General features: G+C 53.0%; 23 protein-coding genes. 15 read left to right on the top strand and 8 right to left on the bottom strand.

Features of this window, described 5'->3' with window-relative positions; all coding sequences use genetic code 11:
* Positions 1 to 153 precede the first annotated feature (153 nt).
* The 3 genes from ispD to ACPGUT_RS02525 are packed head-to-tail and all read left to right on the top strand — an operon-like array spanning position 154 to position 2,371.
* A complete protein-coding gene (ispD, locus tag ACPGUT_RS02535; RefSeq protein ID WP_423988672.1) occupies positions 154 to 1,347 on the top strand; it encodes a 2-C-methyl-D-erythritol 4-phosphate cytidylyltransferase in 1,194 nt (397 codons plus the stop codon).
* A gap of 14 nt (positions 1,348 to 1,361) precedes the next feature.
* A complete protein-coding gene (locus tag ACPGUT_RS02530) occupies positions 1,362 to 1,865 on the top strand; it encodes a phosphatidylglycerophosphatase A family protein (RefSeq protein WP_423988671.1) in 504 nt (167 codons plus the stop codon).
* Entirely contained in the window at positions 1,862 to 2,371 is a 510-nt protein-coding gene (locus tag ACPGUT_RS02525; protein WP_423988670.1) for a CinA family protein, read from the top strand. Before ACPGUT_RS02530 ends, ACPGUT_RS02525 begins: the two co-directional genes overlap by 4 nt.
* Positions 2,372 to 2,670: 299 nt before the next feature.
* Here ACPGUT_RS02525 and ACPGUT_RS02520 read toward each other — a convergent pair whose 3' ends face one another.
* Positions 2,671 to 3,123, bottom strand: coding sequence for a type II toxin-antitoxin system RatA family toxin (locus ACPGUT_RS02520; RefSeq protein ID WP_423988669.1), 453 nt, complete (start codon positions 3,121 to 3,123; stop codon positions 2,671 to 2,673).
* Between the two features lie 170 nt (positions 3,124 to 3,293).
* Here ACPGUT_RS02520 and hpt point away from each other — a divergent pair, with 170 nt between their 5' ends.
* The gene (gene hpt, locus ACPGUT_RS02515) at positions 3,294 to 3,800 is read left to right on the top strand and encodes a hypoxanthine phosphoribosyltransferase (protein WP_423988734.1); all 507 of its coding nucleotides are present in this window, start codon (positions 3,294 to 3,296) and stop codon (positions 3,798 to 3,800) included.
* 76 nt (positions 3,801 to 3,876) lie between these two features.
* Here hpt and lipA read toward each other — a convergent pair whose 3' ends face one another.
* A complete protein-coding gene (gene lipA / locus ACPGUT_RS02510; protein WP_423988668.1) occupies positions 3,877 to 4,830 on the bottom strand; it encodes a lipoyl synthase in 954 nt (317 codons plus the stop codon).
* Between the two features lie 197 nt (positions 4,831 to 5,027).
* Here lipA and ACPGUT_RS02505 point away from each other — a divergent pair, with 197 nt between their 5' ends.
* Positions 5,028 to 5,561, top strand: coding sequence for a peroxiredoxin (locus ACPGUT_RS02505; RefSeq protein ID WP_423988733.1), 534 nt, complete (start codon positions 5,028 to 5,030; stop codon positions 5,559 to 5,561).
* Positions 5,562 to 5,609: 48 nt separating this feature from the next.
* Here the strand turns inward: ACPGUT_RS02505 and ACPGUT_RS02500 are convergent, their stop codons facing one another.
* Positions 5,610 to 6,794 (bottom strand): DUF6456 domain-containing protein, encoded by a 1,185-nt coding sequence (locus tag ACPGUT_RS02500; protein WP_423988667.1) that lies wholly within the window; start codon positions 6,792 to 6,794, stop codon positions 5,610 to 5,612.
* A 217-nt stretch (positions 6,795 to 7,011) separates the two neighbouring features.
* On the opposite strand from ACPGUT_RS02500, the gene ACPGUT_RS02495 reads away from it, so the two are divergent.
* Positions 7,012 to 7,302, top strand: a complete 291-nt coding sequence (locus ACPGUT_RS02495) for a DUF6477 family protein (protein ID WP_423988666.1) — start codon at positions 7,012 to 7,014, stop codon at positions 7,300 to 7,302.
* A 16-nt stretch (positions 7,303 to 7,318) separates the two neighbouring features.
* Here the strand turns inward: ACPGUT_RS02495 and ACPGUT_RS02490 are convergent, their stop codons facing one another.
* Both ACPGUT_RS02490 and ACPGUT_RS02485 read right to left on the bottom strand, forming a co-directional pair.
* Positions 7,319 to 8,860: a trimethylamine methyltransferase family protein gene (locus tag ACPGUT_RS02490; protein ID WP_423988665.1), complete on the bottom strand. Its 1,542-nt coding sequence runs from the start codon at positions 8,858 to 8,860 to the stop codon at positions 7,319 to 7,321.
* A 138-nt stretch (positions 8,861 to 8,998) separates the two neighbouring features.
* Positions 8,999 to 10,009: a Hint domain-containing protein gene (locus ACPGUT_RS02485; protein ID WP_423988664.1), complete on the bottom strand. Its 1,011-nt coding sequence runs from the start codon at positions 10,007 to 10,009 to the stop codon at positions 8,999 to 9,001.
* Positions 10,010 to 10,220: 211 nt separating this feature from the next.
* Here ACPGUT_RS02485 and guaA point away from each other — a divergent pair, with 211 nt between their 5' ends.
* The 8 genes from guaA (at position 10,221) to ACPGUT_RS02445 (ending at position 17,970) form a co-directional block, all read left to right on the top strand.
* Positions 10,221 to 11,777, top strand: coding sequence for a glutamine-hydrolyzing GMP synthase (guaA, locus tag ACPGUT_RS02480; RefSeq protein ID WP_423988663.1), 1,557 nt, complete (start codon positions 10,221 to 10,223; stop codon positions 11,775 to 11,777).
* Between the two features lie 48 nt (positions 11,778 to 11,825).
* Positions 11,826 to 12,107, top strand: coding sequence for a putative quinol monooxygenase (locus ACPGUT_RS02475; RefSeq protein ID WP_423988662.1), 282 nt, complete (start codon positions 11,826 to 11,828; stop codon positions 12,105 to 12,107).
* Positions 12,104 to 12,775: a YdcF family protein gene (locus ACPGUT_RS02470; RefSeq protein ID WP_423988661.1), complete on the top strand. Its 672-nt coding sequence runs from the start codon at positions 12,104 to 12,106 to the stop codon at positions 12,773 to 12,775. Before ACPGUT_RS02475 ends, ACPGUT_RS02470 begins: the two co-directional genes overlap by 4 nt.
* Before the next feature lie 93 nt (positions 12,776 to 12,868).
* Complete coding sequence (locus ACPGUT_RS02465; RefSeq protein WP_423988660.1) at positions 12,869 to 13,690, top strand: DMT family transporter; 822 nt, start codon at positions 12,869 to 12,871, stop codon at positions 13,688 to 13,690.
* A gap of 132 nt (positions 13,691 to 13,822) precedes the next feature.
* A complete protein-coding gene (locus tag ACPGUT_RS02460) occupies positions 13,823 to 14,875 on the top strand; it encodes an OmpP1/FadL family transporter (RefSeq protein ID WP_423988659.1) in 1,053 nt (350 codons plus the stop codon).
* Between the two features lie 145 nt (positions 14,876 to 15,020).
* A complete protein-coding gene (locus ACPGUT_RS02455) occupies positions 15,021 to 16,022 on the top strand; it encodes an ArsJ-associated glyceraldehyde-3-phosphate dehydrogenase (protein WP_423988658.1) in 1,002 nt (333 codons plus the stop codon).
* Positions 16,019 to 17,284: an organoarsenical effux MFS transporter ArsJ gene (arsJ, locus tag ACPGUT_RS02450; protein ID WP_423988657.1), complete on the top strand. Its 1,266-nt coding sequence runs from the start codon at positions 16,019 to 16,021 to the stop codon at positions 17,282 to 17,284. Before ACPGUT_RS02455 ends, arsJ begins: the two co-directional genes overlap by 4 nt.
* Before the next feature lie 101 nt (positions 17,285 to 17,385).
* Positions 17,386 to 17,970 carry a hypothetical protein gene (locus tag ACPGUT_RS02445; protein WP_423988656.1) on the top strand — a complete coding sequence of 195 codons (585 nt, stop codon included), beginning with the start codon at positions 17,386 to 17,388 and terminating at the stop codon, positions 17,968 to 17,970.
* A gap of 156 nt (positions 17,971 to 18,126) precedes the next feature.
* On the opposite strand, the gene guaB is transcribed toward ACPGUT_RS02445, so the two are convergent.
* Both guaB and ACPGUT_RS02435 read right to left on the bottom strand, forming a co-directional pair.
* Complete coding sequence (gene guaB, locus ACPGUT_RS02440; RefSeq protein WP_423988655.1) at positions 18,127 to 19,581, bottom strand: IMP dehydrogenase; 1,455 nt, start codon at positions 19,579 to 19,581, stop codon at positions 18,127 to 18,129.
* 305 nt (positions 19,582 to 19,886) lie between these two features.
* A complete protein-coding gene (locus tag ACPGUT_RS02435; RefSeq protein ID WP_423988654.1) occupies positions 19,887 to 20,672 on the bottom strand; it encodes an HpcH/HpaI aldolase family protein in 786 nt (261 codons plus the stop codon).
* A 106-nt stretch (positions 20,673 to 20,778) separates the two neighbouring features.
* Between ACPGUT_RS02435 and ACPGUT_RS02430 the strand changes: the two genes are divergently transcribed.
* Positions 20,779 to 21,450 carry a M50 family metallopeptidase gene (locus ACPGUT_RS02430; protein WP_423988653.1) on the top strand — a complete coding sequence of 224 codons (672 nt, stop codon included), beginning with the start codon at positions 20,779 to 20,781 and terminating at the stop codon, positions 21,448 to 21,450.
* 78 nt (positions 21,451 to 21,528) lie between these two features.
* Here ACPGUT_RS02430 and ACPGUT_RS02425 read toward each other — a convergent pair.
* Positions 21,529 to 21,891 (bottom strand): winged helix-turn-helix domain-containing protein (locus ACPGUT_RS02425; protein ID WP_423988652.1); only part of this gene is annotated, 363 nt, incomplete at its 5' end.

Genomic DNA, 21,891 nt, shown 5'->3' with positions numbered 1-21,891 from the left:
GCAAAATACGCCTAAACCCTAGACGTGTGCACAAATTATAGGCAAAAACCACAGCACATGCATCATAATTAATCAAATAGCGGAAGCCAATTGCCCCCAGGGCAGCGAATGCATAGACAGGACAAAACGAAACTACATCTTCTCCCGGGTCTCATGCAAAAGACAAAAAATGCTGTCATCATTGTTTCTGCCGGTTCCGGCACACGGGCCGCTGCGGGTAGATCCGACGCCTTGCCCAAACAATACCAGGATCTGTCTGGTCAACCGATTGCAGCATACAGCATCGATCAGTTTGCCCGCCACAGCGACATTGATCTGATTGTTCTGGTGATCCGACCATCAGACCGAGAATTCGTAGAAACGAACATTAAGTACGCAACACAACCCCATGTAATTATTCAAGATGGCGGCAAAGAACGAGATCAATCCGTTCGCATGGGACTGGCCCGTATCCCTGATGATTTTGACAATGTTCTTATCCACGATGCCGCCCGCCCCTTGGTATGTGAGAAAATCATTTCTGACGTCTTAAATGCCTTGCAACACACCCCAGGTGCGGCTCCGGCTTTGCCTGTAACCGATGCCCTATGGTACGGCAGCAGCAATCAGGTTGAGGCCAGCAAAAGCCGACAAAACCTGTGGCGCGCACAAACCCCGCAGGGATTTCACCTGCAAGCCATCCGTCAAGCCCATGCTAACTGCTCTATACAGGCCGCTGATGATGTGGAAGTTGCCCGCACTCACGGACTTGAAATCCGGATTGTTCCGGGATCTGAAGACAACATAAAAATCACCCATCCAGAAGATTTCGCCCGTGCGGAACTTCTGTTGAACAAAAACCGGACGGCACAAATGGATATACGAACAGGCAACGGATATGATGTCCACAAATTCGGAACCCGCGAAGATGGCGCGAATGATTACGTCACCTTGTGCGGCATTCAGGTGCCCCACACCACCGGGCTTTTGGGCCATTCAGATGCTGACGTCGGCATGCACGCCATCACAGATGCCATTTATGGTGCGCTTGCGGAAGGTGACATCGGGCGTCATTTCCCCCCGTCCGAAGCCGAATGGAAGAACGCTGACAGCCGCATCTTCCTAAAACATGCTGTTGATCTTGCCCAAGGAAAAGGGTTTTCCATCAGCAATATAGATTGCACCTTGGTTTGCGAATTTCCAAAGATTGGGCCCGTTGCAGATAAGATGCGCCATTGCCTTGCCGAAATAACGGGCCTTGATCTGGAACGCATTTCGGTCAAAGCCACCACATCTGAAAAACTGGGCTTTACCGGACGTGGTGAAGGCATTGCGTCCATCGCGACGACAACTTTAATCAAACTGTAAAAGGCTGCAAAGCGATGCAAAAAACAATAGCCCGATCGATTGCTGTCTTCTTTGGTGCCGGTCTTCTCAAACCCGCACCCGGCACATGGGGATCTGTTGCCGCTGTCTTTACCGGATGGGGGCTGCATAGTCTTGGCGGAACAAACCTGTTGGCCTTTGGTGTGGTTGCATCCTTTCTGATCGGTTGGTGGGCAACCGCTGTGTCCACCCGCGGCCAAGATGATCATGACCCGTCAGAAATCGTGATTGATGAGGTCGCCGGACAATGGCTGGCCTTGCTGCCGGTATCCATCGGCGCATCCCATGCCGGCGTGGCTTTTGGCGCGCTTTGGCCCGGGATACTGGTGGCTTTTGTCGCATTTCGTCTCTTTGATATCACCAAGCCTGGTCCGGTTGGCTGGGCCGATCGCCGGGATGATTCACTTGGTGTGATGCTGGATGATGTCATCGCCGGCGTTCTGGCCGCTATTGCGGTTATGATCGGGGCCGCTATCAGCCATGGGATACCTGCCCTGTGAACGCCCCAGATCAGCTGATATTACTGATAGAAACAGCCCTTTCGACGGGTAAAACGCTGACCTGTGCAGAAAGTTGTACCGGTGGAATGCTGGCTGCCGCCCTGACGGAACGTCCCGGATCATCTGCGGCGTTTGAATATGGGTTTGTGACCTATTCCAACACCGCAAAACAGAAACTGTTGAGCGTGCAGCCCGCGACACTTTCGCAATTCGGTGCTGTGTCTGAGCAGGTTGTCCGTGAAATGGCCACTGGTGCAATCAAGGCCTCTGGTGCAAATCTGTCCGTTGCCATCAGCGGCATCGCAGGACCCGGCGGATCTGATCACAAACCAGAAGGTCGCGTATGCTTTGCCACGGCCAACACATCACACGACTCATGCCTTCAGGTATTTAGCGAAACCGTCGAATTCGGGGCATTGGGGCGTGAAAACGTCAGATTATCCGCAAGAGATCACGCAATCCAATTGCTGCTGAATGCCTTGAATACGGGCAAAGGCTTACGTTAGGTCACCCCAACATCAATTGGCGACGCGATTTTGCCCAATTCTTCATCAAAACGTTACGAAATCGCCCACTCATTACAATTATATATTGGTTTTCGCACGGATCTCTGCTTTCATAACGAAAGCGAACAGTGTGTGGTGCAATTTTGGCGGTCGTTTACGCTTTAACCGAGTAATTCGGTTACCTCTTCCCACCATATATCTATCGCCAACTTTCGCGCCCGACTTCTTGTCGACCTTTCTCTCTCTCTGGCGCGTAGCGGGTCTTTCTTCGGAAACAGGAAAGGCCCGTTTTATTTTTTTCAACCGTAGAGATCTTTGGCACGTGCTTCATAGGCGCGCACAATCCGTTGCATCGCTTCGTTAAAAACAACGCCGATCAGTTTTTGCAAAACGATATTGCGGAATTCAAAGTCGACGTAAAATTCAACCTCACACCCGCCACCTGACAAATCCCGAAACTGCCAATGTGATTTCAGATATCGGAACGGTCCGTCGAGATATTCCATCTCAATGCGATGCTTTTGTGGGTAAAGATGCACACGGCTGCCAAAGCGTTCGCGAAACAATTTGAAGGAAATCACCAGATCTGCCTCCATCACTTCTCCGGATGTGTCCGGCAAAGGTTTCCGACTGCGAATACGCGCGGCTGAACACCAGGGCAGAAATTTCGGATAAGACGAAACATCGCCCACCAGATCATACATCTGATCAGCGGAATATGGCAGGGTTCTTGTTTCACTGTGCGTCGGCATAGGGCTTGTTTACGTCCACTTCAAAAAAGATTCCATGGCAAAATCGACGCATTTCACGCGAATGGTTGACCGGCCCCCCTTTCAGTCGCTACACGAGGCATGCCCATCGATAAAAGCCGTGAAAAGGAAGCCACGTGACAACTTCAGGCCCCGACTATGTCATCGATCAGATGATTTCCGCCAAATCCATTGCGGCCCGCATCGAAGATCTTGCCTGCGAAATCAAAGACGAATTCAAAGGCACCGATAAACTTGTTGTTGTCGGCCTGTTGCGCGGATCTTTCGTGTTCATCGCGGATCTTGTGCGCGAACTGGATCTGCCCGTCGAAGTCGACTTTCTAGAAGCGTCATCTTATGGCGATGGTATGGAAAGCTCGCGCGAAGTGCGTATTTTGAAAGATCTGCGTGGTGAAATTGGCGGGCGTGATGTGCTTTTGGTCGAAGATATCGTGGATACCGGGTTCACCCTGAAACATGTGACCGCCCTGCTGCACACCAGAAAACCGAATAAACTAAAGACCATCGCCCTGCTGGACAAACCGTCCCGCCGCGAAGTTGAAATCCGCGCCGACTGGACCGGGTTTGAGATCCCCGATGAATTTGTTGTGGGCTATGGCATCGACTATGCTCAGCGCAACCGCAACCTGGGTTTCATCGGCAAAGTGCGCTTCGTCTGATCCAATACAAAAACAAATCTGATGTCCCTGAATGCACAACCGCATTCAGGGCTTTTTCATGAATTGGTAAAAACCGTCAGCCCTTGCCAAGCTTCTCAAGCCGCGCGGCACGCAGCTGTGCGAAATCATCCCCCGCGTGATAGCTGGACCGCGTCAAAGGCGTTGCCGACACCATCAAAAACCCTTTTCCATAAGCGGCTTTCTCATAGGTTTTAAATTCATCCGGCGTCACGAAACGATCCACCGCGTGGTGTTTCGGCGTGGGCTGCAAGTATTGCCCAATGGTCAGGAAATCGATGTCGGCCGCGCGCATGTCTTCCATGACCTGCATCACCGCCTGACGCCCTTCGCCCAGACCCACCATAATGCCGGATTTCGTGAACATGGACGGATCCAGTTCCTTCACGCGCTGCAACAGACGCAGAGAATGGAAATACCGCGCACCGGGGCGTACCTCAGGATAAAGGCCAGGCACAGTTTCCAGATTGTGGTTAAACACGTCAGGCTTTGCCGCAACAACAACCTCAAGCGCCTCGGGCGCACAGCGAATAAAATCTGGCGTCAGAATTTCGATGGTCGTGCTGGGCGATTGTTGACGTACGGCGCGGATGGTCTGGGCAAAATGTTCCGCCCCGCCATCTTCCACATCATCACGATCCACAGAGGTGATCACCACATGGTTCAGGCCCAGTTTTTTCACGGCTGATGCCACACGGCCCGGTTCAAACACATCCAACGCTTCGGGCGGTTTGCCCGTCGCAATATTACAGAAGGTACAGGCACGGGTGCAGACCTCGCCCATAATCATCATGGTGGCATGGCCCTGTGACCAGCATTCCCCCACGTTGGGGCAACCTGCTTCTTCGCAAACCGTCACCAGCCCATTGTCACGCATGATCTTATGGGTTTCTGCATAGCCTTTGCCACCTGGGGCTTTGACACGGATCCAGTCAGGTTTTTTGACCCGCACCGTATCAGGATTTTTGGCTTTTTCCGGGTGACGTTCGGCTGGAACTTTGAGATCACGCATATCTGGCATCCTTACTGGGCTTATCTAACAGGTAGCGAAGATCTGCCGGATTTACCAGTGCCTGCACAAAGATTGCGCGCCTGTGTCATACGGGGAATTGAATGGAACTTAGAATCGTTTTAAACGCCATCGGGAAACGATTGGTCAGCCCCCGCCAGACCAGACAAACAGACCTTAATTCAGCAAAGGAATATCCGATGAAATCCGGACAGAAACTGCCAGAAGTAACCTTCAAAACACGTGTACGCGACGAAAGCATCGGCGGTGACAACCCCTTCCGTTGGGAAGACAAAACCACCGCTGACTACTTCAAAGGCAAACGCGTTGTATTGTTCTCCCTGCCCGGCGCGTTCACACCGACCTGCTCTACTTACCAGCTTCCTGGTTATGAAAACGGCTTTTCTGACTTCCAAGCTGAAGGCATCGACAGCATCTACTGCATGTCTGTGAACGACAGCTTTGTGATGAACAAATGGGCGAAAGACCAGAACATCTCAAACGTCAACGTTATCCCTGACGGCTGTGGCGAATTCACACGCAAAATGGGCATGCTGGTTGAGAAAAGCAACCTGGGCTTTGGCATGCGTTCTTGGCGCTACGCCGCTGTTATCAACGACGGCGTTGTAGAAGCATGGTTCGAAGAGCCAGGCCTTGCAGACAACCACGGTGAAGATCCATATGGTGAATCTTCCCCTGAAACAGTTCTGAACTGGCTGAAGAAAAGCGCGTAAGCTTTTATTATCTTAAAGAAAAGGCCCGCTGCATGCGGGCCTTTTTTATTAACCGATCATCGGGCCGAACCGCCCGTGGGTTTCATCGTAATGGCGTTTCAACCGTTGCAACGCGATCCTTAGAACAACCTTTCCAGATCGCGCGGACCATCCCATACGCTTCTCAGCTGTCTCCATCCCTTCAAGATAACAACAGCAGCGTAAAACCACATCCCCCAGCCCCGGGCCGAGATGTTCCAGCGCACCGGACACACGACGACGCGCTTCATCCGGACCATGGCCAACACCGCTGTCCGCACCAAAACTGCCCCGACCGCCACCGGTCAGAAAACGCTCCCAGTTTTGGGCCACACGCGGCCCCATCTGCGCCAGTTCGAAATCTTCCCGCAGACGTTCCCCCGCATGCACCAGATCATCCGATAGAAAAGGTTTACCATCCTTATCGCGGCGACGGGCCAGACCCGCCAACGGGCTTTCAGCGATATTATATCGGATGTGACGTGGTTTTTCATCTTCACAGCCGCTGGCGATCTGTTTCTTGCCCCAGATACGATGCTGATCCCCAAAACTTGCCTGCATGTCTGCAAAACCCGGTTGTTCCGGATCCGTCACGCTGATCATCCGTTTCAATGCGGCGCGGCCTGTGGTCGTCATCTTATATTGCGTGACTTTTCCCTTGGCAGAACAGGTAATCCAGTCTTTCAGGGCCATCGACTGGGCGATTTCGCGGTCCGCGACTGCGGTGCGCGCTGATTTGCCCCCAGGCAAGCTGCGCACAACCACCGCTTTGTCCAGATCCCCCGCAACAACAAGAACAGCCCCGGTTTCAGAAAGACGGCTAAGAATACGACGCTCGTCTTTTTCCTGACGCATGGTTTTCGCTTTACATCCAGCAGATTCCCCCTGTTTTTTGGGTTGAATAGCGGCGGCTTTTGAATGTGGTACAGTCATTGGCGAGGTATCCTTATGTCGAGGCTCAGCAGAAGAGCGGGATACCTGAAAATATGTCTGCCCAAGACGGCCAAGCGCTTCGTCCACCAGTATGTCTTCGCGCTGGGTTTCAAGGCGTCTGACCTGGCGCATAACCGTGGATGCATGGCAGTTGTTTTTACGGGCCAATTCCCGGATCGAAAAACCACCTACCGTATGAAGCAGATAGTTTCTGACCGCACCAGGAACCCATCTGGGAAGTTCAGCGAAACCAATAACGTCCGTATTAGCCTGCTTTTTCATTCCTTCTGCGCCCTTTCTTCAAAGCCATACCAGAGACTTCGACTTATGCAACTTATGAGTGCACTGGTTACTTGTTGGTTAATATTTTCAGGTGTCCTAAGCATTGTCGATAAGTTCTAAACACCTTGGAAACCCATCGAACGGTGGTTTTCAGATCACGCAACACACGCTATGATTGCATTACATTTCTCTGGAAACGAACCAAAGGAATGAAGATATGACTGATCTGATGACTTTACTAAACGCCTTACGCCGCCCCCGTCTTTTGATCCGCGCCGCGCGTTTTGGATTAACACATTACAGCCGCGATCGGGATCTGACGCGTCTGGTTCAGGATGAAAAACTACCAGGCCCTGGGCGCGCTGTCACACAGCTGATGAATGTCGAAAATGACATGGAAGAGAAACGTAAAACGGGCGATGCATCTTACAGCATCGCCCGTCATGTAGAACTCCTAGTTGCACTCATGGCTGAAATTCAGATCCTGCGGTCACGTCGCGCGGGATGACAGTTCAGCCCAGGCATCAGATAAATGCGTCTGGTTCCGCAGCTTTCTTACGCGCAACATAATCATCCAGCGCTTCACGGGTCGCGGGATCCATTGCAGGCTGCTGATAATCGTTCAGCAGCTTTTCAACACGGGCTTTGGCAAGGGTCACGGTGTCGCGTGCGCCTTCCTCATCCCAGGTTTCAAATGGCTTATAGTCCAACAGATCGGTGCGCCAGAAGGCAGACTGATAGTTGGCCTGCGTGTGCGCACACCCCAGATAGTGACCACCCGGCCCCACTTCACGGATCGCATCCATGGCCTGACCGTTTTCAGACACATCCACGCCTTTGGCAAGGTTGTGCAAGACACCCAGTTGATCCGCATCCATCACGAATTTTTCAAAGGAAGATACAAGACCACCTTCCAGCCAACCGCAAGAATGCAGCATAAAGTTCACGCCACCCAGCAAAGCTGCGTTATGGGTGTGGGCGGTTTCATATGCCGCCTGCGCATCAGGCAGTTTAGATCCGCAAAGACCACCACCGGAACGGAACGGCAGACCAAGACGACGGGCCAACTGACCTGCGCCATATAGGATCTGTGATGCTTCCGGTGTGCCAAATGTCGGCGCCCCGGAATTCATATCGATAGATGTCACGAAACAACCAAAGATCACCGGCGCACCTTTGCGCACAAGCTGGCTGTATGCGATACCGGCCAGAACTTCGGCCAGAACCTGTGTCAATGTACCCGCAACAGAAACCGGCGCCATAGCACCACCAACGATGAACGGCGAAATAATGCAGCCCTGCCCGGCTTTGGCGTAGATATCCAGCGCCCCAACCATGATCGGATCAAAGGTCAACGGAGAGTTGATGTTAATCAGTGACGTCATAACCGCGTTCTGATCAACGAATTCATCGCCAAACAAGATTTTCGACATTTCAACTGAATCAGCAGCACGGGATGGTTCCGTCACAGACCCCATGTAAGGCTTGTCAGACAGTGTCATATGCGCGTGCAGCATATCCAGGTGACGCTTGTTCACCGGAACATCTGTTGGTTCGCACACCGTACCACCCGAATGGTGCAGCCATTTGGACATATAGCCCAGCTTTACGAATTTGTTGAAATCGTCCATCGTTGCATAACGGCGACCACCATCCGCATCCCGCACAAAGGGCGGGCCATAAACGGGCGCAAGCACCAGGTTATTGCCACCAATCACAACGGATTTTTCCGGGTTGCGGGCGTGTTGGGTATAGCTGGAAGGCGCGGTTTTAATCAGTTCGCGGCACAGGCCACGCGGGATACGCACACGTTCGCCATCAATTTCGGCCCCTGCTTCACGCCAAAGCTCCAGCGCTTCCGGGCATTCAACAAAGTTCACACCAATTTCGGCCAGAACGGTTTCTGCGTTCTCTTCGATGATGGACAGCGCTTCTTCATTCAGAATCTCAAGGTTCGGAATGTTGCGCTCGATGTATTTAGCGGTTTCAATGTTAACGGCTGTACGTTCTGCGCGGCGGGCTGCGCCACCACCACCACGTGCGCGTCTGCGGGCTGTTTCTGCCATCTGTCTTCTCCCGGAATGTCGTTTGAGATATGTTTAGACCGGGAAAATGTCGCGTATAAGGGAAAATACGGCCTCTGACAGGCGAAAGCGACATTTCCCCTGCGGCTTTCGTATTAAAACCAGAATTCGCACGTCAATTTACGCGCAAGCGCAGTCCTCTGCAAAGATATCGCGGGCCAGTGGGGCGAAAATCCCCCTCGACATTGCTTTCACCTCATATGACTTCATAACCGGCAAAGCTGTGTCGCCATAACTGCCTGCATCCGTTTCCAGTTCCGGGAACACTTCATATAATTCGCACAAGGCGGCGTCATCAAACCCTTTCAATACGGAATCCCCTGGATATAGGCTTTCACATAACATCCCTTCCACATCCAATATCTCATGCTGATCAAACAACAGGTGATAATAGGTGACGGGCTGAAAATCCGTCTCCTGTGTGACACCGTCGATATCGGTCAATGCCTTGGCTGCTGACAGCATAACCCGATGGCTCAGAAACAGTTCCAGATTTCCTCCGGTCACGGCAACCCTATGCTGGGGTGAAAGCCAAAGGTCATTTTCAGGATGCCCCACACCCAGACAATGCGCCCGGAAACGGATCGGGGAAAGATGAGGAGAAGCTTTCAGATCGTCTGACGATAATTTACGTCTTCCGATCCATTTGATCGGCTTAACATCCCCATTTGCCAGTTTTACCAAATCACCACGTCTTAGATCAGAAACACAGCGTTTTCCAAAAGGCGTGTCAAACATGGCGCTTTCTGTAAAGCAGACGAAATCCGGCAATGTGGAATAATCCGTCGGTGGCGTTGGGGGCGCAAATCCGTTTGCGGTATTGGCAATCACGTCGCCTACAGTCACCGAACCGCTGTTCACAAACATATAGGGGGTGCCAGACCACTGGATCAGCGTGAACGTAACGGGTTGCCCCCCCACCGTACCGGATCGGGCCTCAAACACCTGAAAATTCGTTGAATTGCTAATGCCAGGCACACCGGAAAGATCCAACTGGGCCGTGCCGTTGGAATCCGGGTCTTCAATAAAACTGTCGTCATCCGTAATCGGAACGACATATGAATTTGTGACCGTCACATTGGTAAATGAGAACGGATCCCCACTGAGGGAATACAACACAAGTGTGTTCATTGCCTGAAACCTGTTACCGCCAAAAGCGCTGCTACGCCGTATATTTATTTTTTATTAACGGTAGTAAGACACATCTTTAAGGAGAAAATCAACCTTTGGTTAACCGAACCCGCACAAACGCAACCTTTAACAATTTTGCGAAACTGGTAAAATGCGGTCTCCGTGGCTTTTGCAGCTTGCTTCGTCTTCACGCACAATTTAATGCATGCACATGACACAGCACCATGAAAACCTCCTGATCATCGACTTCGGCAGCCAGGTCACGCAGCTTATCGCGCGTCGCCTGCGTGAGCTCGGGGTTTATTGCGAAATTCATCCTTATCAAAACGTCACCATGGCGTTTGTTAAGGAATTTGCTCCAAAAGCCATCATCTTCTCCGGCGGCCCGGACAGCGTGACCCGCGAAGGATCGCCTCGCGCACCTGAAGGCATCTTTGATTACGGCGTACCAATCCTTGGCATCTGCTACGGTCAACAGGTGATGATGCATCAGCTGGGCGGCAAAGTCGAAAGCGGTCACGGCACCGCAGAATTCGGCCGCGCTTTTGTCACCCCCGCCAACAAGCTTGATATTCTGGACGGTTGGTTCTCTGACGGCGACGAACAAGTCTGGATGAGTCACGGCGACCATGTCTCTGAAATCGCTCCGGGTTTTGAGGTTTACGGAACCTCCCCGAATGCGCCATATGCCATCACGGCGGACGCATCACGTCATTTCTATGCGGTGCAATTCCACCCCGAAGTGCACCATACCCCCCGCGGTGCAAAGCTGTATGAAAACTTTGTGAAACTTGCCGGTTTCTCGGGTGACTGGACAATGGGTGCCTATCGTCAGCAGATGATCGACAAGATCCGCGAACAGGTTGGCGATAAGAACGTCATCTGTGGTCTCTCCGGCGGTGTTGACAGCTCCGTTGCGGCGGTTTTGATCCACGAAGCGATCGGCGATCAACTGACCTGTGTGTTTGTAGATCACGGCCTGCTGCGCCAAGGTGAATCTGAAGAAGTCGTCACCATGTTCCGCGACAATTACAACATGCAGCTGATCCACGCGGATGAGCAAGAGTTGTTCCTGGGCGAACTTGAAGGTCAATCTGATCCCGAAACCAAACGCAAGATCATCGGCAAGCTGTTCATTGACGTGTTCCAGAAACACGCTGACACGATAGATGGCGCTGAATTCCTCGCCCAGGGCACGCTGTACCCTGATGTGATCGAATCCGTTTCCTTCTCTGGTGGCCCTTCCGTGACCATCAAATCACACCACAATGTGGGCGGCCTGCCTGAAAAGATGGGTCTGAAACTGGTCGAACCATTGCGTGAGCTGTTCAAAGACGAAGTGCGTGCGCTGGGCCGTGAACTTGGCCTGCCTGCAAGCTTCATCGGTCGTCATCCCTTCCCGGGACCAGGCCTCGCGATCCGCTGCCCGGGTGAAATCACCCGTCCAAAGCTGGAAATCCTGCGCAAAGCCGACGCCGTTTACATCGACCAGATCCGTAAACATGGCCTTTACGATGATATCTGGCAGGCCTTTGTTGCGATCCTTCCGGTGAAAACCGTTGGCGTGATGGGCGATGGCCGGACCTATGATTACGCCTGCGCCCTGCGCGCGGTGACATCTGTCGACGGCATGACAGCGGATTACTACCCGTTCAGCCATGAATTCCTTGGTGAAACCGCAACCCGGATCATCAATGAAGTCGAAGGCATCAACCGCGTGACCTATGACATCACATCAAAACCTCCTGGCACCATCGAGTGGGAGTAATCTTCCCGGGCCACCTGCCCTGAAGATATAGACAAAAGGACCCGCGCCGTGAAAATTCAGCTGAATGGGTACATTCTTGTGCCAGATGACCGACTGGATGCCGTGCGCGCGGGCCTTATTGACCACATCCGCCTGACCCATCAGGAACCCGGATGCATCTCCTTTGAAGTCACGGAAAACCCTGACGTTCCCGGACGTTTTGATGTGGCTGAAGTGTTCACAGATCAGGCCTCCTTTGACGCCCATCAGGCACGCACCAAAGCATCGGTCTGGGCAGATATCACTGCCGGCATTCCCCGCGACTATGAAATAACAGAGGTTTCCGATTGATTAAGCTGTTTCGCCGCAGTCTGGCATTGCTTATCTGTGTTTTCGTTTCTCTGCTTGTTTTCATTCCCTCCTTTGCCTGGCTTCAGGATCGCTTTGAACCGGACATATTTTCCTCTGCTGATGTTATCATGGTGTTTGGCGCGGGTATGGATGCGGATGGCACCTTACATTCCTCTACAATTCTGCGCGTCGAAAAAGCTGTTACACTATACCAACAACGTGTTGCCCCGCGCCTGCATATGAGCGGCGGCATGGCCCGGGATAACGGCCCCGCTGCAGGCAATCAAATGCGTGAACTGGCTGTATCGATGGGTGTTCCAGCAGCGGCAATCACAAGCGAAACGAAATCTCTATCCACACTGCAGAACGCGTTGTTTTCCTTGCCAGACTTACCCCAGAACGGGCGCATTATCGCTGTATCTGAAGGCTTTCATCTGCCCCGCGTCTGGGCTTCGCTACACTGGGCCGCATGGAATGACCGGCGCATCTTTGATGTCGCGCTTTCAAATTCAGAACCTTTCCGCAGCACCAGTCCAAGTCTAAACTGGCCCCAAGGCGCTATGGTCTGGCGCGAGGTTCTGGCCACCGGTTTTAACACCCTGCGCGTCTTGGCCTGGCAGATGGCCCCTTTGGTCAATGCAAAAAATCGTCACGCCTGGCTTGAATAAGCTTGCAGCGCGACTGCATTTCATCATTCTGCCCGCATGACACAGCCCACGCCCCCCCCCCAACGCCCCGCAATCCTGACCGCAGCCTTCTGGATGTCAGGTTCCATCATTTCCTTTACCCTGATGGCCATTGCCGGGCGTGAACTGGCAAGTGATCTTGATACGTTCGAATTGATGCTCTGGAGATCCGTCATAGGCGTAATCATCGTTCTAACGATCGGGGGCTATGCCGGAACATTGAAACAGGTGAACACCCGACATCTCGACCGACATATCTTCCGCAATATCGCGCATTTCACCGGTCAGAACCTATGGTTCTTTGCCCTGCCTCTGATTCCGCTGGCGCAGGTGTTTGCTTTGGAATTCACTGTACCCGTTTGGGTCATGATCTTTGCAGCCGTATTTCTGGGTGAGAAAATGACACCAATACGCCTGCTGTCTGTGCTTCTGGGCTTTGCCGGAATTCTTCTTGTTGCGCGCCCCGACAATGCCAGCATTTCCCCGGGTTTCATTGCCGCAGCCCTTGCCGCCATTGGGTTTGCCATCACAACCACCCTGACCAAGCAAATGACACGTCATGACAGCATCACCAAGATCATGTTCTGGCTGGTCGTCACACAAACGGTATTTGGTCTGATAACCGCGGGTTATGACGGCAACATCACCCTGCCCGCAGCCAACACCGCGCCTTGGTTGATTCTGGTCGGGATCTGCGGCCTTCTTGCGCATTTTTGCATTGCAAGAGCCCTAGCTGTCGCACCCGCGATGATTGTCTCTCCCATCGACTTTGCACGTCTGCCCATCATCGTTGTGGTTGGAATCGTGTTGTACAATGAACCCATCGAACTGACGGCAATCATCGGCGCCTTGATCATCTTTGCCGCCAATTATCTGAATATCCTGAACGAATCCTGAAACCTGCGCTGATTGTGTACAATTTGTAACTCAATTCAGGCGATTTACGTTTACGTGGGGTTAATAATTGACCCAAGGCCTCTGATCGGCAAGACTTTGCTTAATCATAAGAAAATAAACAGGGATGATGAAATGAACAAACTGATGAGCACAGTTGCCCTTCTGGCACTGACCACATCTGGGGCGATTGCTGGCGGTATTGAGCGTGTAGCCCCCTCGACGGGAATTCTGTTTGAAGACGGTGAATACGCAGAATTTTCCATCAGCAGTGTAAGCCCTACAATCTCCGGCTCCATCGGTGGTGGCGCGGTTCCCAGTGGTGACATGGCCCAAGCCTACCAGAACTGGTCTTTTGGCTACAAACGAGATCTTAGCGACCAGCTCGCGCTCGCGGTAACGGTGAATCAACCCTATGGCGCCAGCGTAGCCTACCCTTCAGCTGCCGCACCATATCCGTTCAACGGCGCAACTGCTGAACTCTCAACTTTGGCCGTAAACGGTATGCTACGCTACCGTATGCCTAATAATGTTAGCGTATTTGGCGGCATCCGATTGCAGTCCATGAAGGGCGACATTTCCTTGCCTACCGGAGGCGGTCCATATGCGTTGAACGTTCCCGCAGAATGGGATGTAGGATACGCGCTTGGGGTCGCTTACGAACGGCCTGACATCGCATTGCGAGTCGCGTTAAGCTATAATTCAGAGATCACCCATGGTTTCAGTGACAACACAGGAAATCCCTTTGACGTCGTGACACCACAGTCCGTCAACCTGGAATTCCAGTCTGGAATTGCGCAGAATACACTCCTATTTGGATCCATTCATTGGGTGGATTGGGCGACTACAGATATTACACCGCCAGAATATCCAGGCGGTGCTCTTGTGGATTATACAGAGAGCACAACAACATATAACCTCGGTATCGGACGGAAGTTTAATGAGACTTGGTCTGGCGCAGTGATGGTTGGATATGAACCATCCGGTGGAACTCCTACAGGGAATCTTGGGCCAACAGATGGTAACACCAGCATCGGTCTCGCGGCCACTTGGACACAAGACAACGTCAAAATCACTGGCGGAATTCGCTATATTGATATCGGCGATGCAACGACATCCACCATCAATGCATCATTCACCGACAACCACGCAGTTGCCGCTGGCATTAAGATGTCCGTGAACTTCTAAGTTTACCTAACTTTAAGCTTTGAAAGCCCGGGGCAATTGCTCCGGGCTTTTTCGTTTTTGTCACAAAACTTTTCCTTTTAAATCACCAATCCATGATTTATGGATTTTGAAGAGAGTAACGAACACACACCCGCCGGAGATCCCCATGACAACTTATGCAATCAATGGCTTGGGCCGTATGGGAAAACTGGCTCTGCGTCCCCTGTTAGAAAGCGGTGCAAAAGTTGCGTTCCTGAATGATGCGGTGGGCAATCCGGAAATGCACGCGCATCTGCTGGAATTTGATACAGTGCATGGTCGCTGGGATGCCGTGTTTTCCCATGACGACAGCAGCATCACCATCGACGGCAACAACATCCCCGTCACCTGTACCCGCAACCTAAACGATCTGCCGCTTGATGGTGTGGATGTGGTCATTGAATGTACGGGGGCTTTCAAAACTGCTGACGCGTTGCAACCTTACTTTGATGCAGGCGTGAAGAAGATCGTCGTCTCCGCTCCGGTCAAAGAAGACACCGCCGCGAATATCGTATTCGGTGTGAATGATAATATTTACAATTCAGATGAACATCGCATCGTAACTGCAGCAAGTTGCACAACAAATTGTCTCGCACCAGTGGTGAAAGTTGTCCTGGAAGAATTCGGTATTCGTCATGGTTCCATGACCACCATTCATGACGTGACCAACACCCAGACCATCGTGGATCGTCCCGCAAAAGATCTGCGTCGTGCGCGATCTGCTCTGAATTCCCTGATCCCGACCACCACTGGATCCGCCAAGGCCATCACCCAGATCTTTCCGCAACTCACCGGCAAGCTGAACGGCCATGCGGTACGCGTGCCCCTGCTGAACGCTTCGCTCACAGATATGGTGTTTGAACTGGAACGCGAAACAACCGTAGAAGAGGTCAACGCAGCGTTCAAACTTGCGTCCGAAGGCCCGCTGAAAGGCATCCTAGGTTACGAGGAACGCCCGCTTGTCTCCTGCGATTACACCAATGACCCGCGTTCCACGATCGTCGATGCGCCTTCCACCATGGTTGTGAATGGCACCCAGCTGAAAATCTACGCCTGGTATGACAATGAATGGGGCTATGCGCACCGCCTGGTAGATGTGGCCCGTATGGTCGGCAACAGCCTGTCATGACACCCACGCGGGAAAATGGCATGGCGGCCTATGTCGCCGTCACCGCTGCCTATTGGGCCTTTATGCTCTCTGACGGCGCCCTGCGCATGTTGGTGCTTCTGCATTTTCACAGCCTCGGATTTCCCCCCGTCAAACTGGCCTTTCTCTTCGTGTTCTACGAAATCGCGGGTGTCATCACAAACCTGTCCGCCGGATGGATCGCGGCGCGTTTTGGCCTGACATCAACGCTTTACGCGGGTCTCTTCATCCAGATTTGTGCCCTTGTCGCGCTGGCACAGCTGAACCCAGACTGGGCGATGCTGTTCTCTGTCATCTTCGTCATGCTGGTTCAGGGCGCATCTGGCGTGGCCAAAGATCTTGCGAAAATGTCGTCAAAATCTGCGGTCAAACTACTGGCACCGACTGAGGGCGACGGTCTCTTCCGCTGGGTCGCTATGCTGACGGGCTCCAAAAATGCCGTCAAAGGTCTTGGCTTCCTTCTGGGCGCTGCATTGCTTGCGCTCTGGGGCTATTACGCGGCGATCTGGGGCATGGCGGGCGTGTTGGCGCTGATCCTGCTGCTGATCATCTGGAAAATGCCTGCGGGCCTGCCTGCGGGCCGCAAGGATGCGAAGTTTTCCGAAGTCTTTTCCAAAAATCGCAATATCAACTGGCTTAGCTTCGCCCGGGTCTTTCTGTTCGGCGCACGCGACGTCTGGTTCGTCGTTGGCATCCCGGTTTATTTCCACTCGGTCCTGTCCGATGGCACCCATGAAGGCGCACGCACAGCTTTCTTCCTTGTCGGCACATTCATGGCGATCTGGGTGATCCTTTACGGCGGCGTTCAGGCCAGCGCACCCAAGCTTTTGCGCGCCGCAACCCGCAGCCAGGATGAATTGACCCATCTTGCCCAACGCTGGGTCTTCCTGCTGGCCTTTGTGCCCGCCACACTTGCCTTGACGGTCTGGATGGTCGATATGCCCGCCGCCTGGCTGACCGCTTTGCTGGTTCTGGGCCTTCTGATCTTCGGGGCGCTCTTTGCGGTGAACTCAAGCCTGCATTCCTACCTGATCCTCGCCTTCACCACGGGGGATCGCGTGACCATGGATGTGGGGTTCTACTACATGGCCAACGCCGCGGGTCGCCTTCTGGGCACGGTGCTCTCCGGCATCAGCTACCAGCTCGGAGGCCTCCCCGCCTGCCTCGGCACCGCTGCGGTTCTGTTGTTGGTCAGTGCGCTTGGGGCGGGAAAACTAAACACCAACGTAAACCTTAACCGATAACAGCTTCGAGTCTAAAATCACCGATGCTGTGCAGCGCACCAACGTCCGCTATATAATTATTTGGCTTTCTAAGTTGCAGCCAAACAGTGTAGTCTCAATATATGTTTGGAAAGAAGAAAAACGACAAGTTCGATGCAATTGCGGAGAAGCTCAAGAGAGCAAAAATTGCAACAGAAACAACTGACTGGAAACGAACAACTGAAGTCGTTGTCGGGGGGCTAGTATCGCTCGGTTTCTACGAAAGCAAAGATAGCCCCCAACTTGATAAGTTGTTGGCAATTGGCTCCCAAGGACACACGGTTATTGACTGCCTTTCTGGACAAATCGTCTATCGAAACCGTGAGCAGGACGGCTATGATCAAGAAACACTTTCTGCATGGGATTTGAGTGGTGGAACAACCGAACCCATCAGAATGAGTGGGATAGATGGCGGCGGGCTCAAGCTCTGTACAAAGGATGGATGGTCCGTTGAAGCGGTTCCAATCGCTTGGCCGATTTACCATTACATCCTGCAGCACCCAGGAAGTTCAATTTACACTGATCAATTAATTGGAAGAGAATCCAAGTTTGAATTGCTCGACTTTGACTACAAGCAAATGGCATGGGGTTTTTCAAACTCTGGCAACTCTTTGCTGCTTACAAGTTCGAGTGACATAACAGTATGGACAAGAGCCAAACCCATTTGACGGCACCAACTTTGGTCTAAAACGAAAGAAGACATTGGCGCAGCCGCCGCGAAAGCGCGCTTTGTCCGCATAGCTGACGTTACAAGCCACCTATTCTCCAAATAAAAGCGGCGCGAAGTTTCCCTCGCGCCGCTTTTATTTTACATCATCCGCAGATCAGCCAACCCGGTAGTTCGGCGCTTCGCGTGTGATCTGCACGTCATGCACATGGCTTTCTTTCAGGCCGGCGCCGGTGATCTTCACGAAGTTACAGTTGGTGTTCATCTCAGACACCGTCGCGCAGCCGGTATAACCCATCGCAGCCCGCAGGCCGCCAACCAGCTGATGCACAACCGTGCCTGCCGGGCCTTTATAAGCCACCTGCCCCTCAATGCCTTCCGGCACCAATTTGTCGCTGGCGGCGTCTTTTTGGAAGTACCGATCCGCAGATCCACGCGCCATCGCACCAAGGCTGCCCATACCGCGATAGGATTTGAACGAACGCCCTTGGTACAAGATGATCTCACCGGGGCTTTCATCCGTGCCTGCAATCATCGATCCAACCATGGCACAGGATGCCCCCGCCGCAATCGCTTTGGCAAAGTCACCAGAGAATTTGATGCCACCATCGGCGATAATCGGAATACCCGCTTCGCGGCCAACTTTCGCCGCATCCATAATCGCGGTCAGCTGGGGCACCCCCACACCAGCCACCATGCGTGTGGTACAGATAGAACCTGGGCCAATGCCCACTTTCACACCATCCGCGCCCGCATCAATCAGCGCACGTACCGCATCACCCGTTGCGACATTGCCCGCAACGATCTGTGTGGCACCGGCAATGGCCTTGGCACGTTTCACGGCCTCAATAACGCCCTCATGGTGACCATGTGCTGTATCGATCACCACAATGTCCGCACCCGCGTCAATCAGGGCCTCTGTACGGGCAAAACCGCTGTCCCCGACAGAGGACGCCGCAGCGACACGCAGACGACCAAGATCATCCTTACAGGCGTCCGGGTTCAGAACCGCTTGTTCCGTGTCCTTCAGGGTCAGCAGACCGGTCAGCTTGCCTGCCTCATCCACAACCAGCAGCTTTTCGATCCGGCGCACCTTCATCAGGCTTTTCGCCTCATCCAGATCCGCAGGCTCTTGCAGCATCGCAAGGTTACCGGTGGTCATCATCACAGACACAGGCGTCGCATCATCAGAGGCAAAACGCATATCCCGGTTGGTCACGATGCCAACAACACGCCCGTCATGATCCACAACCGGGAAACCTGTGACACGATAGCGTTCTTGCAGTGCCTTTGCATCTGCCAGCGTCTGATCCGCAGTCAGCGTAATCGGGTTATAGACGATCCCACTTTCAAAACGTTTCACACGACGCACTTCGCGGGCTTGTTCTTCGAGGTTGAGGTTCTTGTGAATAACCCCCATTCCGCCGGATTGCGCCATGGCAATCGCCATGCGCGCCTCGGTCACTGTATCCATCGCACTGGACAAAAGCGGGATGTTCAAGCGAATGCTGGGCGTCACAAAAGTGCTGGTATCAGCCGTTGACGGCAACACATTTGATGCGGCCGGTACAAGTAGAACATCGTCGAAGGTGAGTGCCTCGCGAATTTCCATGGGGGTCTCTCCAAGGTTGGTTCGTTTGACGCGTCCCTATCTCATGAATCGCACACTATGGAAAGCGCTATTTCACAGAATGCGGGATCTTTCCGATTTCGCGTGCGAAAGACATGGGATTACTCATAATCCTTACCCGAATATAGGATTTCAGCACAGCAGCGCCAGGGCGATTGCTCTTCTGTATCATCCCGGTTTTTCATATAGGCGTATGAGCAGGCCGCGGCACGTTCAAGGAATGTTGCAATGGTTCCGTTCGCCCATCCCCGCACACCAATGCGAGTTTCTCGTTTAGGGTTTGCATCTTAAATTGCCCCCTTGGCATCAACTGCCAATTTACGTGCTGCCGCCGCAAATAATGCCAAATCACCCCCCACACCAATAAACTGAAACCCCTGATTGATAAGCTTTGAAGTGTCTCTGACATCAAACGTCACCGTGCCCAAAGGTTTCCCCGCCGCCTGAATCCGCGCGCAGATATGCGCGATCGCCTCTTTCACCTCAGGGGCGCCAGGGTTGCCCGGGTATCCCATATCCGCCGACAAATCCGCAGGCCCGATAAAGACGCCATCAACGCCCGGCGTTGCCGCAATCGCATCGATATTTTCAAGCGCTGCCCGGCTTTCCGCCTGAACAAAGCAAAACACCTGATCATTGGCCTCAGCCACGTAATTCTCATAGGCACCATAGCCCGAGGCCCGCGCCTGATAGGCCCCCATGCCCCGTGTGCCCTGCCCGTCCACCCAGCCGGGATAACGGCAGGCCGCAGCCACCCGCGCAGCATCGTCAGCCGTATGCACCATGGGCACCACCAGTGTCTGCACACCGATATCCAAGGCCCGTTTGATCAGCCAATCTTCGGCCGAAGCCACCCGCATCACAGCACTTGCCTGCCCGCCATCCATCGCCTGCAATTGTGCAAGGGCCATATCATCAGAATTCGGGTTGTGTTCGCCATCAATCAAGCACCAATCAAACCCCGCCCGCGCCGCGATTTCAGCCAACGCCGCATGGCCAGCCCCCATCCAAAGCCCAGCAGTGGTGTCCCCGGCCAAAAGTCGCTGTTTCAACACGTTTTCTTTTGTTTTCATAATGCCCGCCCCTGGTGTTATAGAAAGTGTTACAGATGGTTTTGCTCAGATCAGCACATTCGCAGCACAAACTCAAACTTTGCCTGACACAGGAGCCACGACTTCGATGCAGATATTTCGTAATCACTGGCAGTTGTTGCTTTTGACATTGATTATTGTTTATTTTTGGAACGCCCCCTGGCTGACGCCATTAAAGATCCTTGTGGTTTTCTTTCATGAGTTTTCCCATGCGATCGCCGCAGTCCTGACCGGTGGTCGCGTTGCAGAGTTTGAAATCAACCCCATGCAGGGCGGTCATGTCATTGCGCTTGGGGGAAGTAGTTTCTGGCTTTCCACATCTGGTTATCTTGGGTCCCTGCTCTGCGGGGTTCTGCTTTTTGCGATTTCTGTCAACAGCCGGCTAGACCGGTATGCGTTGGCCGCACTTGGCATATTGATGGTGTTGGTTACCTTGCTCTGGATACGTAGCGGATTTGCTGTGGCCTTTACGCTTGGCACTGCAATGACCCTTCTGCTTATTGCCCGCGCTGCGCCGCACAATCTCTGTGATTTCACGCTGCGGGTCATCGGTATGGCCAGTATGATCTATGTGCCCTGGGACATCTGGGACGATACAATCCGGCGCTCAGGTGCTATGTCGGATGCACGTATCCTAGCGCTGAACATCGGTGGAACCACATTAATGTGGGGCATTATCTGGTTTCTTATCAGCCTGCTGATTATTGCTGCTACGTTCCGCTACGTATTGCGCGGAAACAGCAATCTCACTCTGCGTTAAAACCTTAACACTGCGCACGCATGATATGCATAGATTGTGCATATCATGTGCATGCTTTGTGCATCGGAAAAACCGACCTTAACCCAGGGCATATCCCGCGCCGCGCACCGTGCGCAACGGGTCCTCGCCCCCGGCCTTCATCAGGGCTTTGCGCAGACGTCCGATGTGCACATCAACCGTACGCGTATCCACATAAATATCACGCCCCCAGACACGATCCAGAAGCTGTTCTCTTGACCAGACACGCCCGGGTTTTTCCATGAAGGTCGTCAACAGACGGTATTCAGTCGGCCCCAGTTTCACAGGGGTTTCACCTCGAAACACCTTGTGACTTTCCGCATCCAACATGATGTCTTCAAACGACAATTTCTCCCCAACCGTCGCAGGGCGTGACCGGCGCAACTGGTTGCGCACACGCGCCATAAGTTCCGCAATGGAATA

Origin of the sequence: Halocynthiibacter sp. (assembly GCF_049608145.1) — a bacterium.
In the GTDB taxonomy this organism is placed as follows: domain Bacteria; phylum Pseudomonadota; class Alphaproteobacteria; order Rhodobacterales; family Rhodobacteraceae; genus Halocynthiibacter.
The sequence above is the reverse complement of the archived record's forward strand: the minus strand, read 5'-3'. Positions and strand labels throughout refer to the sequence as shown.

Coding starts and splice junctions, on each gene's coding strand:
- ACPGUT_RS02505 (WP_423988733.1), top strand. CDS start 5,028: ATGAAATCCGGACAGAAACTGCCAGAAGTAACCTTCAAAACACGTGTA.
- hpt (WP_423988734.1), top strand. CDS start 3,294: ATGATTTCCGCCAAATCCATTGCGGCCCGCATCGAAGATCTTGCCTGC.
- ACPGUT_RS02445 (WP_423988656.1), top strand. CDS start 17,386: ATGTTTGGAAAGAAGAAAAACGACAAGTTCGATGCAATTGCGGAGAAG.
- ACPGUT_RS02520 (WP_423988669.1), bottom strand. CDS start 3,123: ATGCCGACGCACAGTGAAACAAGAACCCTGCCATATTCCGCTGATCAG.
- ACPGUT_RS02435 (WP_423988654.1), bottom strand. CDS start 20,672: ATGAAAACAAAAGAAAACGTGTTGAAACAGCGACTTTTGGCCGGGGAC.
- ACPGUT_RS02485 (WP_423988664.1), bottom strand. CDS start 10,009: ATGAACACACTTGTGTTGTATTCCCTCAGTGGGGATCCGTTCTCATTT.
- ACPGUT_RS02465 (WP_423988660.1), top strand. CDS start 12,869: ATGTCAGGTTCCATCATTTCCTTTACCCTGATGGCCATTGCCGGGCGT.
- guaB (WP_423988655.1), bottom strand. CDS start 19,581: ATGGAAATTCGCGAGGCACTCACCTTCGACGATGTTCTACTTGTACCG.
- ACPGUT_RS02460 (WP_423988659.1), top strand. CDS start 13,823: ATGAACAAACTGATGAGCACAGTTGCCCTTCTGGCACTGACCACATCT.
- arsJ (WP_423988657.1), top strand. CDS start 16,019: ATGACACCCACGCGGGAAAATGGCATGGCGGCCTATGTCGCCGTCACC.
- ACPGUT_RS02490 (WP_423988665.1), bottom strand. CDS start 8,860: ATGGCAGAAACAGCCCGCAGACGCGCACGTGGTGGTGGTGGCGCAGCC.
- ACPGUT_RS02455 (WP_423988658.1), top strand. CDS start 15,021: ATGACAACTTATGCAATCAATGGCTTGGGCCGTATGGGAAAACTGGCT.
- ACPGUT_RS02495 (WP_423988666.1), top strand. CDS start 7,012: ATGACTGATCTGATGACTTTACTAAACGCCTTACGCCGCCCCCGTCTT.
- ispD (WP_423988672.1), top strand. CDS start 154: ATGCAAAAGACAAAAAATGCTGTCATCATTGTTTCTGCCGGTTCCGGC.
- guaA (WP_423988663.1), top strand. CDS start 10,221: ATGACACAGCACCATGAAAACCTCCTGATCATCGACTTCGGCAGCCAG.
- ACPGUT_RS02500 (WP_423988667.1), bottom strand. CDS start 6,794: ATGAAAAAGCAGGCTAATACGGACGTTATTGGTTTCGCTGAACTTCCC.
- lipA (WP_423988668.1), bottom strand. CDS start 4,830: ATGCGTGATCTCAAAGTTCCAGCCGAACGTCACCCGGAAAAAGCCAAA.
- ACPGUT_RS02530 (WP_423988671.1), top strand. CDS start 1,362: ATGCAAAAAACAATAGCCCGATCGATTGCTGTCTTCTTTGGTGCCGGT.
- ACPGUT_RS02430 (WP_423988653.1), top strand. CDS start 20,779: ATGCAGATATTTCGTAATCACTGGCAGTTGTTGCTTTTGACATTGATT.